Genomic DNA, 14,045 nt, shown 5'->3' on the forward strand with positions numbered 1-14,045 from the left:
AGAGGCCAACAATTCTCCTGGCCGCCACCCGGACGACTACAAAGGAACGCATCGAACCGAACCCGTCAGCGGTCGGAATGATGGCGAAGGTGGTGATGTGCATGCGCGAGTGCAGCAGGATCCATGAGATTGCGGTCAGATTACCAACGGGAACTCCGATTTCTGGACATCTCCCCTGACAGGGCGGCCGCGATGCTGATACCGATACTGTTTTCCCCGGCTCTCGCCTCGGCCGACGAGTACCGATCCCTGACATCGACCATTCGGTCGAAGGTGGCGGATGCGCAGGGATTCTTCGGCGGAGCCGGGCGAAAGGAGGGCGAAATGCTGCCCTACCTTCCCCTTCATATCCAACTGCGGGGTCTGTTCATCGAGCTGTACATCGAGCTCCGCCCGCGTAATACGAGCCTGCGTCTCGCCGGATTCCGGAACATCTTCGAGAACGGCCAGGCCCCACCGGAGGCGTACGTACGTCACGTGCGGGACTCGGTCGCCCCGCCGGGCATCCCCCGAACGGAAACTCTCCCGTTCGGCGGAGGCCGTGCCGACCTGGAGACGGCCGCCGCCGTCCGGCGCGCGGGGATCCTGCTGGGGCGCCGGCCCCTGACCGACGCGGTCGTCCGGCTGCACGCGAACCGCAATCCGCGGAGCACTGCCCACGGAATGCTCGTGCTGTCGGAAATGCTCTGCGAGGCCGCCCGATACCCCGCCCTGGCCGATGCGATGTCACGCATATGGATGACTGGGGGACGGCTGTAGTTCGGAGCGGTCGCCCGCTATTATCACACGGTCATCATTCCAGAGGTGTTGGGCACAACGAACGAGCCCGCCTCAGGATCACATCGAAATTCCGGCACCATCCGGGATTCCTTCTCGCCAGCGCAGCATCACGTCAGAACCAGCGCGTTCCGGCATTGCGGAGCGAGTCGGCCGCTGAATGGCCGAGGCCAGCGCTGTCGTTTGCGCAGAAGGCTCGGCGGCTCCGCAGGCAGGGCAGAGAGCCGGGCTGCAGCCCGGAAGGACAAGGGCCCTGGAAGTTCAGTGAGCATCCAGGGTCCGCGGTCCGTCGGGCCTCCAGCAACAGTGGGCACACGCCTCGCTCGTCGAGAGCGTCTGTCACCATGGCCCGGATCCGGTCGTAGGGCGAGGTGCGGGGCCGGCTTCGGCGCGGGCTGGGCGGTGGTGACGGCGGTGACGTCTCGGTCGACACCCAGCCATGCACGTGCGGTTGCCGGTGCGCGTCGGCCACGGTCTGTCCGACGTCCACACCTGGGACGCGGCGATCGTGGCGCGGACATCTACGTGGCGCGGCGCACCAGCCGGCGGGCCAACTGCGGCCGGTCCGCCGCGCCATCGACTCGCCCAGGAGGGCGTTGTCAGGCACGCCGCGCGGGCGCACAGCGGAGCATCCGGAGCCATCGCCCCGGCGGCAGTCCAGGGTTAGGGCGAAGGCAGCGGAACCAGCCCGAGCCGCTCTCCCCCCTTAGGCGCACAGCGCAGACCGGATCCATACGGCCTAGTCCGGGATGCGGCACCTGCCGGGGTTGAGCACGCTGGCTGAGACCCCCGCGTGGGCCCGTCCCCAACACTGATGATCAATCCGTCGCCATCCCGGTTCTCGATCCCCATCCGGCTACGCGCCCTCCTGGGCGGGTGGCGTGGCACCGTCACCGGCGCGCGGGGACCTGAACCCCCCATCAGCCGTCAGAGGTCGCCCGTGGCGGCGGAGAGGGGCAGAGGCGGCACCAAGGACCTACGGTGCCCTTCTCATCGCCGACTACCAGGCACGGCCAGACGGGCCGAGGAGGAATCGTGGCAGATCTGGCTCGAATTCCGTTGGACGGCGGGGGCTACGTTCTGATCGAGGCTCCGGCCGGGCCGGACGGGCCTGTGAAGGCCGGACGACTCAGCGATGCCATCCGCGACATGCCGGGAAGCCTTCAAGAGGCTCTGAAGCCGGTCACCGCGGCTGCGCACGCCACGCTCGAACAGGTGCGCAAAGCCGCTCCGGACGAGGTCACGGTCGAGTTCGGCGTCGACCTCGCGGTCGAGGCAGGGGCCGTGATCACCAGGACCGGCGCCCACTGCCACCTGAAGGTGACGGTCAAGTGGAAGCGCAACGCCTTCGACCAACCTCCTTCCCAGGAGAGAACGGACTGATCCCATGTACGACGATGGGACGTCGGGGCTGCCCTCAGCCGTGGCCCAGGTACTGGGTCCGGAAGGGGAGGTCGTGGGGGCTGGTTTCATGGTGGCTGAGAGACTGCTGGTCACCTGCGCACATGTCGTACGTGGAGCCGAATCCGGGCCCGGCGGAAGTGTCTGTCTGTTGTTCCCCCACGCGGCCGGTGCACCTCGCGTCGACGGACAGGTCCTGGACGGCCCGTGGCGCGCACCTGAGGGCGAGGACGTGGCTCTCGTCCATCTGCAGGATGCCCCGGCGGGCGTAACCCCGCTTCCGCTCGGATCCGCCGCAGGCTGCCGCGGTCATCAGGTGCGTTCGTTCGGGTTTCCCGCGCAGGCCCCACCGGACGGGCACTTCGGTTTCGGTGTCGCCGGCGATCTGCTGCCGGCCACCGAGAACAGGGGCGCACGCCTGCAGCTGACCGCCGCCAATGACCTCACGACCGGGTTCAGCGGTGGTCCGGTCCTCGACGAGGTGACCGGACTGGTCATCGGCATGCTGACCGAGATCACGGCTCCCGACGAGCACGAACGGGGGCAGGGCGTCGCCTACGTCACTCCCACCGGCGTGCTGCGGGAGATCTGGCCGGACCTGGCCGCACAGGACCTGTGCCCCTACCGGGGACTGGAGACATTCACTACGGAGCACGCCCGATGGTTCGAAGGCCGCAAGAACGCGGTGGAGCAGGTGCTGGCCAACCTCACCCAGCAGCAGCTGACCCTGATCCTCGGACCTTCCGGCTCAGGCAAGTCGTCCCTGATCCAGGCAGGCGTCCTGCACGCACTCGCGGCCGGCGAACTCCCGGACAGTGACCGGTGGCTCCCCGTCCTCGCCCGGCCCAGGCAGGACCTGCCGGCCGAACTCGAGCGCGCCGGCCTGGCCGGTGCCGCCACGGACGGGATCGCCGCAGCCGTCACCCGCAGGCTCGCGGCCAAGCCCGGCCATCAGCGCGTCGTACTGGTCATCGACCAGTTCGAGGAGCTTCTCACTCAGTCTCCCACTGGCCTGGCCCTCGCGGACCAGATCGCCACGGCGGTCAACTCGAACGCCGAGCTCTACGTGGTCCTGATCATGCGGGACGATTTCTACCCGCAGCTGGCCGCCCTTGCACCCCGGCTGTTGGAAGCAGCCATGCCGGGACTCCTCAATGTGCCGGGCTATCTCGACCGGCAGGACTTGCACGACATCATCACTCTGCCCGCCCAGGACGTGGGGCTCCACTTCCAGGCCGGGCTGCCGGAGCAGATCATCTCCGATGTCCTGGCCACCACCCCCAAGGGCTCCGCAACACGCCAAGCCCCCGTCACGGTGCTACCGCTGCTGGAACTGGCGCTCAGTCAGCTGTGGCACCGTCGCCACGACGGATACCTTACCCACGAGGCCTACCAGCGCGCCGGAGGAGTCACCGGAAGCCTGACCACCTGGTGCGACACCGCCCTGAACCAGCTGCCGGCCGACCAACGACCCGTCGCTCGGCGCATCCTGACCTCCCTCGTACGCCCTGCGGATCCGAGCCGCGGTATTCCCGCCATCCGCGCCCAGGTCCCCCTCGACGAGTTGCGTGACCTGGCAGCCAGCCCCGACGGCGCTCCCGACGGCGACCCTGCCGTTGACGAGGTCATCGCCGTCCTCACATACCACCGGATCATCACGACCCAAACGCTCCGCAACCCCAAGCGCCCCGATGCCACTCCCGGACTACCGGTGGCCGAACTGATCCACGACGCTCTGATCCGCGACTGGGGCACTCTACGCGACTGGGCCAACCAGGACCGTCGATTCCAGGTCTGGCTCGACCGCATCCGCCCACGCGCCACTCACTGGGCGGCAGACGACGACCCGGGAGACTTGCTCGGAGGAGCAGCGCTCGCGGAAGCACTCGAATGGTCACTGCAGCGCCATCTGCCCGCCGAGATCGCAGCCTTCATCAGCGCGAGCAAGCAGCGCCAGCAAGCCGTCGCCCAACGCAGCAGACGCCTCAACACCATCCTGGCCGCACTGCTCGCCATCGCGCTCGTCGCCGCGGGAGGCACCCTCTGGCAGTGGCGGACGGCTGTGTCCCAAGGGCGAGCAGCCCTGGCCCAACGACAAGGCGCGTTGTCGAGACAGCTCGCCGCCCAGTCCGGCACGCTCACCGGAACGGACTCCGAACTCGCTTCCCTGCTGGCTGTCCATGCATACCGCACCAGCCCCACTCCGGAATCCTTGGCCGGCCTGCAGACCGCCGCAGCCCTCCCGCGCCACCGGCGCTTGTCCGGCCATACGGCAGAGGTCGTCGCGGTGGCGTTCAGCCCTGACGGCCGCACCTTCGCCACCGGGAGTGCCGACACCACCGCACTCGTGTGGGACGTGGCCACCGGCAAGATCCGCGCCACCCTGACCGGGCACACAGACGTTGTGTTCTCGGTGGCGTTCAGCCCCGACGGACGCACCCTCGCCACCGGCAGCGGCGACAACACGGTGCGACTCTGGGACCTCGCCACGGGCAAAAGCCGCACCACCCTGACCGGGCACACAGACCGTGTGAACGCGGTGGCGTTCAGCCCCGACGGACGCACCCTCGCCACCGGCAGCCACGACAACACCGTGCGACTCTGGGACCTCGCCACGGGCAAAAGCCGCACCACCCTGACCGGGCACACAGCCCTGGTGTTCTCAGTGGCCTTCAGCCCTGACGGCCGCACCGTGGCAAGCGGCAGCTACGACTGGACCGTGCGGCTGTGGGACGTGGCCACCGGCAGGAGCCGCACCTTGGAGGGGCACGGCGACACGGTGGCCTCCGTGGCGTTCAGCCCTGATGGCCGCACCCTGGCCGTCGGGAGTGACGACGACACGGCCCGAATCTGGGACGTGGCCACCGGCACGATCCGAACCACCCTGCTCGGGCACACCGAGTTTGTGAATGGGGTGAAGTTCAGCCCTGACGGCCGCACCCTCGCCACCGGCAGCAGCGACAACACGGTTCGGCTGTGGGATGTAGTCACCGGTGCCACCCGCACCGTCCTGGAAGGGCACACCGATGAGGTGTTCTCCGTGGCGTTCAGCCCCGACGGCCACACACTCGCCACCGGCGGCGCCGACGGCATCGTGCGGCTGTGGGACGTGGCAGACACGATCCGCTCCACTCTGGCCGGGCACACGGACGCCGTATACGCGGTGGCGTTCAGCCCCGACGGACGCACCCTGGCCACCGGTGGCCGCGACCAGACCGTGCGGCTGTGGGACGTGGCCACCGGCACGTTCCGCTCCACTCTGGCCGGGCACACGGACTCCGTGTACGCGGTGGCGTTCAGCCCCGACGGACGCACCCTGGCCACCGGCAGCGCCGACAGCACCGTGCGGCTATGGGATGTAGCTTCTCGCAAAGTCCGCACTACCCTGCAAGGGCACACGGACCTGGTGAACGGGGTGGCGTTCAGCCCCGACGGCCGCACGATCGCCACCGGCAGCGACGACAGCACCGTGCGGCTATGGGACACCGGTACGGGCAAGGTCCGCAGCATTCTGAACGGCCACACCGCCCGTGTGATCGGGGTGGCCTTCAGCCCCGACGGCCGCACCCTGGCAAGCGGCAGCTACGACAAGACCGTAAGGCTGTGGAACATGGCCACCGGGGCCACCCGCGCCATCCTGGAAGGACACACCGACGAGGTGTTCTCCGTGGCGTTCAGCCCCGACGGCCGCACGATCGCCACCGGCAGCGGGGACTGGACCGTGCGGTTGTGGGACGTGGCCACCCGAACGACCCGCACCACCCTGATCGGCCATACAAAAGACGTGTTCGCGGTGGCGTTCAGTCCCGACGGCCGCACGATCGCCACCGGCAGTTACGACAAGACGGCGCGGCTGTGGGACGTAGCCACCAGTACGACGCGCATCATTCTGACCGGGCATATGGACGAGATCCACCGGATGGCCTTCAGTCCGGACGGCCTCACCCTGGCCACCAGCAGCCTCGACAAGACGGCCCGGCTGTGGAGTGTGGTCCTCCCCGCACCTGCCGCAGCCATCAAGAAGATCTGCGGAGCTGTCGACCGCGACCTCACGCCGGGTGAGCGCACGGCGTACCTGCATGGTCAATCAGACCGCCCCGTGTGCCCACCAGGATGATGCCCCACCCCCGACGGCAGACGACTAGCGCCGCCGGCCGGCTCCGAAAGTTTTCCTTGAAGGCGGTAAACGCGGAGGCCTGCCGCGGGTGTTCAGCCGTGTTGCAGTCGGCGGGGCATCTGCCGACGTTACGCGGTCGGCAGGGGATGTGGTCGGGTATGTGGGAATCGGTGGTGTTGGCAGTACTCGCCGCTACGGTGAGGATCGCCCTCCAGGTGGTGGCGTGGCGGCGGGAGTTGGCCCGTGAGCGTGAACGGGGCCGGCTGGTGCTCGAAGCGCTGCGCCTGGCGGGTCACGGTGTCCGGATGGAGGACCGCCGCTCGGACGGAGACGTCCTGATCGTGCGGGGCGACGGCCTGGGCGCGTCGGCCGGTCAGGAGGGGGAAGCACGATGAGTGGTGGGACGGGCCGTGCCCGGGCCGGTGCGCATGAACCGGCCCGGGAGGGTGGCGCCGAGCCGCCGGCGGGCGGACGTACTCCCACCGGCTTCGACGAGTTCTTCACGACTCACCGCCCGGCCCTGCTGGCCCGGGCGGTGATGTTGTGCGGCAACCGTCAGGACGCGGAGGACGCCGTTCAGGACGCCTTCCTCGCCGCGCTGGAGAACTGGGACCGGATCAGCGGCTACGAGCAGCCGAACGCGTGGGTGAATCTGGTGATGCGGAGAAAACTGTGGCGCGTGCTGCGTCTGCGCCTCAAGGCCAAGCGCGCGGCGCTGGACGTGTCCGTGCCCCGCCAGGCGCTGCCGGACGAGACGGCGCAGGCGCGACGGGTGCTGACCGCGATGGCCGCGCTGCCGCCGCGCCAGCGGATGGTGCTGGTCATGTACAGCCTCTACGCCATGACCCATGAGGAGATCGCCGATGACCTGAACATCGCGCCCTCCACGGCACGGGGGAACCTCCGCAAGGGGCGCGAGAACCTCCGGCGCATGCTCGGTCTGGACCCGGACACCACTCCCCTGGGTGAGGTGCCGCTGGTGGGAACGGGTGGCCCGGCGCCCGGGGACCGGCTCACCGAGGCCCTGAGCGCCACGGACTCCTGGCTCTGCTCGGCCTTCGAGGAAGACGAACAGGCGCAGCGGAAGTGACAGGGACCAAACCTGCGGCGATCACGTCGCGTGCCCTGCTCGGATGCGCCCTGATGGCCGGGGTCCACCTGCTCGCCGTTGCCGTCCTGACCACCCAACTGCTGCTGCTCATCGCCATCCTCAGCGCGGATACCTGGCAGATCGCCGCGCTGGGTGCCCTCACCGTTTTCCCCGTCTCCACCCTGGCCTACGGGCTGCTCGCCGGTACGTCCGCCGTCGTGCCCGAGGGCCCCCGGATCGAGCTGACCCCTCAGGAGCAGCCCGAACTGTGGGCCCTGACCGTGCAGCTCGCCGCCGAGCTGGGTACTGCCCCACCCGCGACGATCCGCCTGGCCGACAGCTTCAATGCCTACGCCGGCGAACGCGGCAGGCTGCTGGGCCTGGTGGGCGGCCCACGCACCCTGGACCTGGGGCTCCCCCTGCTCCTGGGGCTCACCGGGGACGAGCTGCGCGCCGTCGTGTGCCACGAACTCGGGCACTACGCGGGGCGGCACACCCGACTGGCCGCCGTCAGCCACCGCGGCAGCGTCGCGCTGGAACGCACCGTCCGCCACCTGGAGATCCTGGAGACGGACCAGACCAGCTTCAAGCCGCCGGTGAGGCTTCTCCTGCGGCTCACCAAGGCGTACAACGGCATGTACCTGCGCCTGACCCTGGCCGTGCGGCGCTCTCAGGAGCTCGAAGCGGATGCCGCCGCGGCCCGGATCACCGGGGCACACACCTTCGCGCAGGCGCTACGGACCGTGCACGCCCTGGCACCGCTCTGGGACGGGTTCACCTCTCACCCGGCCGGGTCGCAGGGGGCATCGGCGCCCTCTGCGGGGAGGGGCGGTGACGGGCCGCTGCCCCGGCTGCTGCTGCCCGACGGGGTGTTCCGGGACTTCGCGGACCGGCTCGCCCACCCGGTGGGCCGGCCCTTCGCCGACGGCGGACGGGCCTCGGCCCTGAACGTCGTCTCCGCGGACGGGCTCGGCAGTCACCCGCCCCTGGAGGTCCGGCTGGCGGCCCTGTGGCCCGACGGCGAACCGGACGGCGCCCAGCGGCCGGCCGCGGGCGCGGGCGCCTGCACTCCTGCCGCAGGTCTGCTGCGGGACCTGCCCGAGCTGGTCGAGTCCTTGCAGGACACCCTGCGCCCGGACGGGGATACGACCGCCGGCCGGGCCGGCGCCACCGTGTCCATGGAACCCCCTCGGCGCAACAGGGCCTTCCTGCGGTTCCGATTCAAGACAGCCCTCATCGGGATGTTCCTGATCCTGGCGGCGAGCGTCTTCGTCCACACCGTCATTCACCCGCCCCGCACCGATCCGCCGCCGTTCCCCCCACCGCCCGTCACGCGGGATGTCGGGCCGCAGGCGTCGCTCCCGCCGCTGACGCTTCCGACGCCGACGCTCCCGCCCCTCCCGACGCCCGGCCGGCTCACTCCCCTGCCGCTGCTGCCGGTGGAGTAGCCGGCCGGAGCGGCCGACCGGTCACGTCACCCTTCGAGCAGGTCGGGCACGACGCTGCGCAGGGCCTCGGCGCTGATCGCGCCGGCCCGCCTCAGGACCGGTACCGGCCCGGTGAGGTCCACGATCGAGGAGGCGACGGCCGCTTCGGTCGGCCCGCCGTCGAGGTACACGGCGACCGAGTCGCCGAGCATGCCCTGTGCGGCGTCGCAGTCCTGGGGCGAGGGCCGGCCGGTCAGGTTGGCGCTGGAGACTGCCATGGGCCCGGTTTCGGCGAGCAGTTCCAGTGCCACGGGGTGGGACGGCATCCGGACCGCGACCGTGCCGTTGGTCTCCCCGAGGTCCCAGCTGAGCGAAGGGAGATGGCGGGCGACCAGGGTCAGCCCGCCGGGCCAGAACGCCTCCACGAGGGCCCACCCCTGCTTGGGGAACTCGTCGACCAGGTCGTGCAGGGCGTCCGGGGAGGCGACCAGCACCGGCGAGGGCATCGCACGGTCGCGGCCCTTGGCGGCCAGCAGCCGGTCCACCGCGTCGGGGTCGAAGGCGTCCGCACCGATGCCGTAGACGGTGTCCGTCGGGAGCACCACGAGCTCGCCCCGGCGCACCGCCAGGCCGGCGTCACGCAATCCGTCGCTCCGACCCGATGCCGTCGAGCAGTCATACCGCAGGGCCATCCGGCCACCTCCATCCCACCGGGCACTGGGCCCGGGCCTTCTCGCGTACCCCGGCAGGGTAGCGGGAAGGACACGACCCCTTCTCCGCGCACGCCGGTCGAGCCGTCAGGTGGTCAGTGGCATCAGGAGGAGCGGGGTCGTGGTGGGCTGTGCGGATCCTTCGGCGGGTTCGAGGGTGAGCCCGACCGCGGTGGCGCCGGACGGACTGCCGTCCATGAGGACGGCGCCGTCACCATGGATGAACCCGGCCGGGCGCATGGCCCCGTCGTGGGCGAGCCACAGCTGGTAGGTCTTGCCGGCGGCCGGTGCGGGTAGGCCGGCGGCGGCGAAGACGGCCGTGTCCAGCTGGTCGGAGGCGATGACGGTGCCGAGGGCCCCGTTGCCGGCGCGTCCGTGGACGGTGCGGGCGTCGGGCGCAGCGAGGACGGCGCTGACGGCGTCGAGGCGTTGCTCGGCCTGCCGGGCCCGGTGCGCGATGTCATCGCCTTCCTGGTGCTGCCGGGCAGTGAGGCCGGCGAACGCCACGGCGGCGGCCAGGCCGGCCACCAGCGCGAGGGGTACGGACCTGCGCCTGAGGCTTCCTCCCAGGGCGGGTGCGGGGGCGCCCGCGGCGACACGGGGAGGGAGTTGGCGCACCGCGTCGACTGCGGCCATCGTTCGCTGTCTCATGGCGTTCGGCGGGGCCTCGGCCACGGCGGCGGCCATGCGCGCGGCGGTGGCCCGGAACTCCGCGGTCTCCCGGCGGCATGCCTCGCATGCTGCGAGGTGGGGGGTGAATGCCTCGCGCTCGGCGGGTTCGAGGGCGTCCAGGGCGTAGGCGGCGGTGAGGGTGTGGAGGTCGGTGCGCCGGTGGCTCATGTGGTCACCCCCATACAGTCGCGGAGCCGGATGGCGGTCAGTGTGCCGGCCAGGTGATCACCGCGATGACCTGCTTGCCGTGCGGTGAGGTGCTGACGAAGAGTTCGGCGCCGAGGGCGTGGATGATCTGCAGTCCCCGGCCCCGCGTCGTGAGGACCGTCGTCCCGGGGTCGCGCCGGCGGGGCAGTCCGGGTGAGGCGTCGCTGAGGGCGATGCCGGCTCGGCCCGGCTCCAGGCTGAGGGTGAGGGCGTAGGGGGGCCTGGCATGCCGGACGGCGTTGGTGGCCAGCTCGGAGACGATGAGAAGGATGTCCTCGGCAGTGCCGTGCGGGCACTGCGCAGGCCGCGACGTGAGTATCCGGGCGGCCGAATGGCGGGCTGCTCGGGCAGCCTGCGGACCCGCGGGAAGCGGGCAGTGGACGGTTGCCGACCGTATGGAGGGTTCGAGTGCGGTGTTCATGTCGGTTCCTCATGGTCGGTGCGGTCCCGGCCACTTGATACGAGGGGAACGAGGGCAGGGGCTCCGGGTCGGTGACCCGAGAACCCCTGCTCCCTGCCGTTCGGGGTCACCACTTGTGGTGGCAGTTCCAGTGAGCCGGAACCCAGTGCTTGGCCCAGTGGCCGGGTACCCAGTGCTGCTTCGAGTAGCCCTTGCCCCACCAGCCGTCGTGCCACTTGCCGTGGTGGTCGCGGTGGCCCTGGTGCCAGGTGCCCGGGTGCCACTTCCCTTCCCAGTGGCCCTTGACCCATGTGGCGGCCCAGTGGCCCTTGCTCCAGGTGCACCGCTCGTGGCGGTCCCAGCGGTCGTGGCGGTCGCGGTCGCCGGTGAGTGCCGAGCCCACCGTCGACGGCGCGGCCGGGGCGGCGTTCGCCGTGCCGGACAGTCCCAGGATCGACCCTGCGGCCAGCAGCCCGGCCGATGCGGCGGTGGCCACCAGCCGTCGCACGTACAGCGAAGCGGTCATCGCACTCACCTCCTTCCTTCATCGGGCGGTCGGATTGATCCGCTCCCCAGAAATGCAGGAGCGTCATCGCAGATTCGCCGCGAAAGGCATGAAGGATTGGAAATCCGTCAAAATTGCCCGATACGTCTTCGCGTGGGGACGCATCCCGGATTCACTCGTTCGGGCAGTGACCAATCCTCCTGCCGCCAGGCTGCCGAATGCGGGATGTGAGCAACTTCCGCAGCACCCTCTCCCGAGCCGCCAAGGGCGCGCCGACCGGCCTGTTGGCCGCGTTCACGGCCCTGGCCGTGGCCGAACCGGTCGCTGCCCTGGTGCGGCCCGCCGCCGGGCCGGTGACGGTGGTCGGGGGCTCGGTCATCGACCGCACCCCCGCCCCGGTGAAGGACTTCGCGATCCGCGCCTTCGGGGAGAACGACAAGCTCGTCCTCCAGCTCGGCATCCTCGTCCTGCTGGCCCTGTTCGCCGTCGCCCTGGGGGTCCTCGCACTTCACCACCGGCGCGCGGGTGCGGCCGGTGTCCTGCTGTTCGGGGTCGCTGGTGCGGCCTCCGCCCTGAGCCGGCCCGACTCCGCCGGTGCAGGCGACGCCCTGCCTTCGCTGGCCGGCGCGGTCGCGGGCGCTGCGGTGCTCTGCTTCCTGGCGGGGAAGGCCGCACGCCCCGACTCCCCCTCAGGGATCGGGGGCAGCGGGGGCGGCTGGAGTCGCCGGGGGTTCCTCACCGCCGCGGCTGCGACGGCCGCGGCTGCCACCGGGGCCGGGGCGCTGGGCCGGTCCCTGTCCGGCCAGCGGGGGCGAGGAGCCGTCGCCTCGCGCAACGCCCTGACCCTGCCCGCCCCCGCCTCGCCCGCTCCCGCGGTTCCGGCCGGCGCCCAGCTGGAGGTGGCCGGGATCCGCCCGTTCACCACGCCCGTCCGGGACTTCTACCGCGTCGACACCGCCCTCGCCGTCCCCAGGATCGACGCCGGAACCTGGCGGCTGCGCATCCACGGCAAGGACGTCGCCCGGCCCCGCACCTACACCCTCGACGACCTTCTCGCCCGACCGCTCATCGAACGCGACATCACGCTGACGTGCGTCTCGAACGAGGTCGGCGGTTCCTACCTCGGCAACGCCCGCTGGCTCGGCGTCCCTTTGGCGGACCTCCTGCGCGAGGCCGGCGTCCGGGCACCGTCCCGGGGCGGCACGGCCGACCAGCTGGTCGCCCGCTCCGTGGACGGTATGACGCTCGGCTCACCCGTCGAGGACCTCATGGACGGGCGCGACGCGATCCTCGCGCTCGGGATGAACGGCGAACCCCTGCCGTTCGACCACGGCTTCCCCGTCCGCATGGTCGTCCCGGGACTGTACGGGTACGTGTCGGCGTGCAAATGGATCGAGGACATCGAACTCACCACCTTCGACGCCTACGACCCCTACTGGGTCACACGCAAGTGGGCCCGCCGGGCGCCGATCAAGACCCAGTCCCGCATCGACACCCCCAGGCCCTTCGCGCGTCCCGCGGCGGGCACGGTCGTGGTCGCCGGCGTCGCGTGGGCGCAGCGCCGCGGCATCACCCGCGTCGAGGTCCGCATCGACGACGGCCCCTGGCAGGACGCCGACCTCGCCGCCCAGGACACCGTCGACACCTGGCGCCAGTGGTCCTACCGCTGGAACGCCGCCCCCGGCGGACACACGATCACCGTCCGGGCCACCGACGGCACCGCAGCGGTGCAGACCGAGCAGCGCGCCCGGACCGCCCCCGACGGCGCGAGCGGCCGGCACAGCGTGTTCGTCACCGTCGCCTGAGACCCCGGGACGCCGGGACCCCGGAGCGCCGGAGGGCACAGCGCCGGAGGGCACAGCGCCGGAGGGCACAGCGCCGGAGGGCGCAACGCCGTGAACCTGCCGCTCAGGCCGTTTCGTCGCGGATCGCGTTGCGGTGTTCCTCGTAGGCGAGTCGCGCGTCGTGGTTCGGGAGAGCGGGGGTCGTGAGGCCGCAGGCACAGGTCACCACCAAGAGGTCGGACAGAGCGCTCGGGGGGTGCTCCTCGGGGTGGGTGCGGGGCGCCTCCGTCGGCCTCTTGTAGCGGAGGTTGTGCAGGTAGTGGGGTGGGCGGACGGTGTCCGGGGCGAGGCCGGCGCCGGCATCTTCGAGGGTGAAACGGTGATCGCTCATGGGTCCAGTGTCGTCTGCCCGGAGGCAAGTCGCCCGCGCCCGCGCGGGAGGACGTGACGCGAGCATCAGGGAGCCGCGCGCCGCAGGGAGAGCGCGAAGGCGCAGCTGGTGACGGTGAGGACGACGATCGGCGGAAGGGGCAGGAAGACGGCGGATACGGCCAGGCCGGCGAGCGAGGCGGCGAGGAGTGTCCATCCGAAGGCGGTGCGGCGCTCGACCAGGGCCGGGGAGTGCCGGGCGGCGAACAGGGCGAGGAGAGCACAGGAGATGACGAACAGGGCCATGGCCGCGCTCATGCCGTTGACGACGTCGAGGGTGCTGCGTTCCAGCCCCAGCAGCGTCATGCTCGTCTCCCGCATGGCCGCCGAGGTGGCTTCCTGCTGCGGGGTCGGTTCGCCCCACGCGGCGGCGCCGGCAAGGGCGAGGTGGCCCGTACCCAGCAGCACGAAGCCGCCGGCCCCCACCTTGAAGGGCCGCAACGCCTCGGGCCTGCGCCGGAGATCAGGCCGGAGTACAGAGGGGACGGGTGTGCTCATGGTGACTCCTGAGGCCGGACCGCATGCG

13 protein-coding genes are annotated in these 14,045 nt (G+C 71.0%); 7 read left to right on the top strand and 6 right to left on the bottom strand.

All coding sequences use genetic code 11. The features are described 5' to 3' along the window. Positions 1-192: 192 nt before the first annotated feature. From B6R96_RS00795 to B6R96_RS00820, 6 genes are all read left to right on the top strand, one after another. Positions 193-759 carry a ribosome-inactivating family protein gene (locus B6R96_RS00795; protein ID WP_234431946.1) on the top strand — a complete coding sequence of 189 codons (567 nt, stop codon included), beginning with the start codon at positions 193-195 and terminating at the stop codon, positions 757-759. Between the two features lie 1,053 nt (positions 760-1,812). Continuing rightward, complete coding sequence (locus B6R96_RS00800; RefSeq protein ID WP_107475437.1) at positions 1,813-2,160, top strand: CU044_2847 family protein; 348 nt, start codon at positions 1,813-1,815, stop codon at positions 2,158-2,160. A 4-nt stretch (positions 2,161-2,164) separates the two neighbouring features. After that, complete coding sequence (locus B6R96_RS00805) at positions 2,165-6,295, top strand: nSTAND1 domain-containing NTPase (protein WP_081521182.1); 4,131 nt, start codon at positions 2,165-2,167, stop codon at positions 6,293-6,295. 173 nt (positions 6,296-6,468) lie between these two features. Continuing rightward, on the top strand, positions 6,469-6,690 hold the full coding sequence (locus tag B6R96_RS00810; RefSeq protein WP_159396245.1) for a hypothetical protein: 222 nt from the start codon (positions 6,469-6,471) through the stop codon (positions 6,688-6,690). Beyond that, entirely contained in the window at positions 6,687-7,385 is a 699-nt protein-coding gene (locus B6R96_RS00815) for an RNA polymerase sigma factor (protein WP_081521184.1), read from the top strand. The genes B6R96_RS00810 and B6R96_RS00815 overlap by 4 nt, the downstream gene beginning before the upstream one ends. Beyond that, a complete protein-coding gene (locus B6R96_RS00820; protein WP_159396246.1) occupies positions 7,382-8,833 on the top strand; it encodes a M48 family metallopeptidase in 1,452 nt (483 codons plus the stop codon). The genes B6R96_RS00815 and B6R96_RS00820 overlap by 4 nt, the downstream gene beginning before the upstream one ends. A 26-nt stretch (positions 8,834-8,859) precedes the next feature. Here B6R96_RS00820 and B6R96_RS00825 read toward each other — a convergent pair whose 3' ends face one another. The 4 genes from B6R96_RS00825 to B6R96_RS00840 form a co-directional block, all read right to left on the bottom strand. Beyond that, complete coding sequence (locus B6R96_RS00825) at positions 8,860-9,504, bottom strand: L-threonylcarbamoyladenylate synthase (RefSeq protein ID WP_053173832.1); 645 nt, start codon at positions 9,502-9,504, stop codon at positions 8,860-8,862. Between the two features lie 105 nt (positions 9,505-9,609). Beyond that, positions 9,610-10,362, bottom strand: a complete 753-nt coding sequence (locus B6R96_RS00830) for an anti-sigma factor (RefSeq protein WP_081521186.1) — start codon at positions 10,360-10,362, stop codon at positions 9,610-9,612. A gap of 37 nt (positions 10,363-10,399) precedes the next feature. Then, positions 10,400-10,822: an ATP-binding protein gene (locus tag B6R96_RS00835; RefSeq protein WP_081521187.1), complete on the bottom strand. Its 423-nt coding sequence runs from the start codon at positions 10,820-10,822 to the stop codon at positions 10,400-10,402. A gap of 106 nt (positions 10,823-10,928) precedes the next feature. Then, entirely contained in the window at positions 10,929-11,327 is a 399-nt protein-coding gene (locus B6R96_RS00840) for a hypothetical protein (protein ID WP_063782842.1), read from the bottom strand. A 197-nt stretch (positions 11,328-11,524) separates the two neighbouring features. Here B6R96_RS00840 and B6R96_RS00845 point away from each other — a divergent pair, with 197 nt between their 5' ends. Further along, complete coding sequence (locus tag B6R96_RS00845; protein ID WP_081521188.1) at positions 11,525-13,111, top strand: sulfite oxidase; 1,587 nt, start codon at positions 11,525-11,527, stop codon at positions 13,109-13,111. Between the two features lie 103 nt (positions 13,112-13,214). On the opposite strand, the gene B6R96_RS00850 is transcribed toward B6R96_RS00845, so the two are convergent. Together B6R96_RS00850 and B6R96_RS00855 are read right to left on the bottom strand one after the other, a co-directional pair. Further along, the gene (locus B6R96_RS00850) at positions 13,215-13,481 is read right to left on the bottom strand and encodes a hypothetical protein (protein WP_053702406.1); all 267 of its coding nucleotides are present in this window, start codon (positions 13,479-13,481) and stop codon (positions 13,215-13,217) included. A 65-nt stretch (positions 13,482-13,546) separates the two neighbouring features. Beyond that, positions 13,547-14,017: an LIC_13387 family protein gene (locus tag B6R96_RS00855; RefSeq protein ID WP_081521189.1), complete on the bottom strand. Its 471-nt coding sequence runs from the start codon at positions 14,015-14,017 to the stop codon at positions 13,547-13,549. Positions 14,018-14,045: the final 28 nt, after the last annotated feature.

The organism is Streptomyces sp. Sge12, from assembly GCF_002080455.1.
Taxonomy (GTDB): domain Bacteria; phylum Actinomycetota; class Actinomycetes; order Streptomycetales; family Streptomycetaceae; genus Streptomyces.

What these genes read in the sequence shown, in the direction of transcription:
- B6R96_RS00840 (WP_063782842.1), bottom strand. Translation starts at nt 11,327, where the DNA reads ATGACCGCTTCGCTGTACGTGCGACGGCTGGTGGCCACCGCCGCATCG.
- B6R96_RS00830 (WP_081521186.1), bottom strand. Translation starts at nt 10,362, where the DNA reads ATGAGCCACCGGCGCACCGACCTCCACACCCTCACCGCCGCCTACGCC.
- B6R96_RS00805 (WP_081521182.1), top strand. Translation starts at nt 2,165, where the DNA reads ATGTACGACGATGGGACGTCGGGGCTGCCCTCAGCCGTGGCCCAGGTA.
- B6R96_RS00825 (WP_053173832.1), bottom strand. Translation starts at nt 9,504, where the DNA reads ATGGCCCTGCGGTATGACTGCTCGACGGCATCGGGTCGGAGCGACGGA.
- B6R96_RS00815 (WP_081521184.1), top strand. Translation starts at nt 6,687, where the DNA reads ATGAGTGGTGGGACGGGCCGTGCCCGGGCCGGTGCGCATGAACCGGCC.
- B6R96_RS00845 (WP_081521188.1), top strand. Translation starts at nt 11,525, where the DNA reads ATGCGGGATGTGAGCAACTTCCGCAGCACCCTCTCCCGAGCCGCCAAG.
- B6R96_RS00855 (WP_081521189.1), bottom strand. Translation starts at nt 14,017, where the DNA reads ATGAGCACACCCGTCCCCTCTGTACTCCGGCCTGATCTCCGGCGCAGG.
- B6R96_RS00835 (WP_081521187.1), bottom strand. Translation starts at nt 10,822, where the DNA reads ATGAACACCGCACTCGAACCCTCCATACGGTCGGCAACCGTCCACTGC.
- B6R96_RS00850 (WP_053702406.1), bottom strand. Translation starts at nt 13,481, where the DNA reads ATGAGCGATCACCGTTTCACCCTCGAAGATGCCGGCGCCGGCCTCGCC.
- B6R96_RS00795 (WP_234431946.1), top strand. Translation starts at nt 193, where the DNA reads ATGCTGATACCGATACTGTTTTCCCCGGCTCTCGCCTCGGCCGACGAG.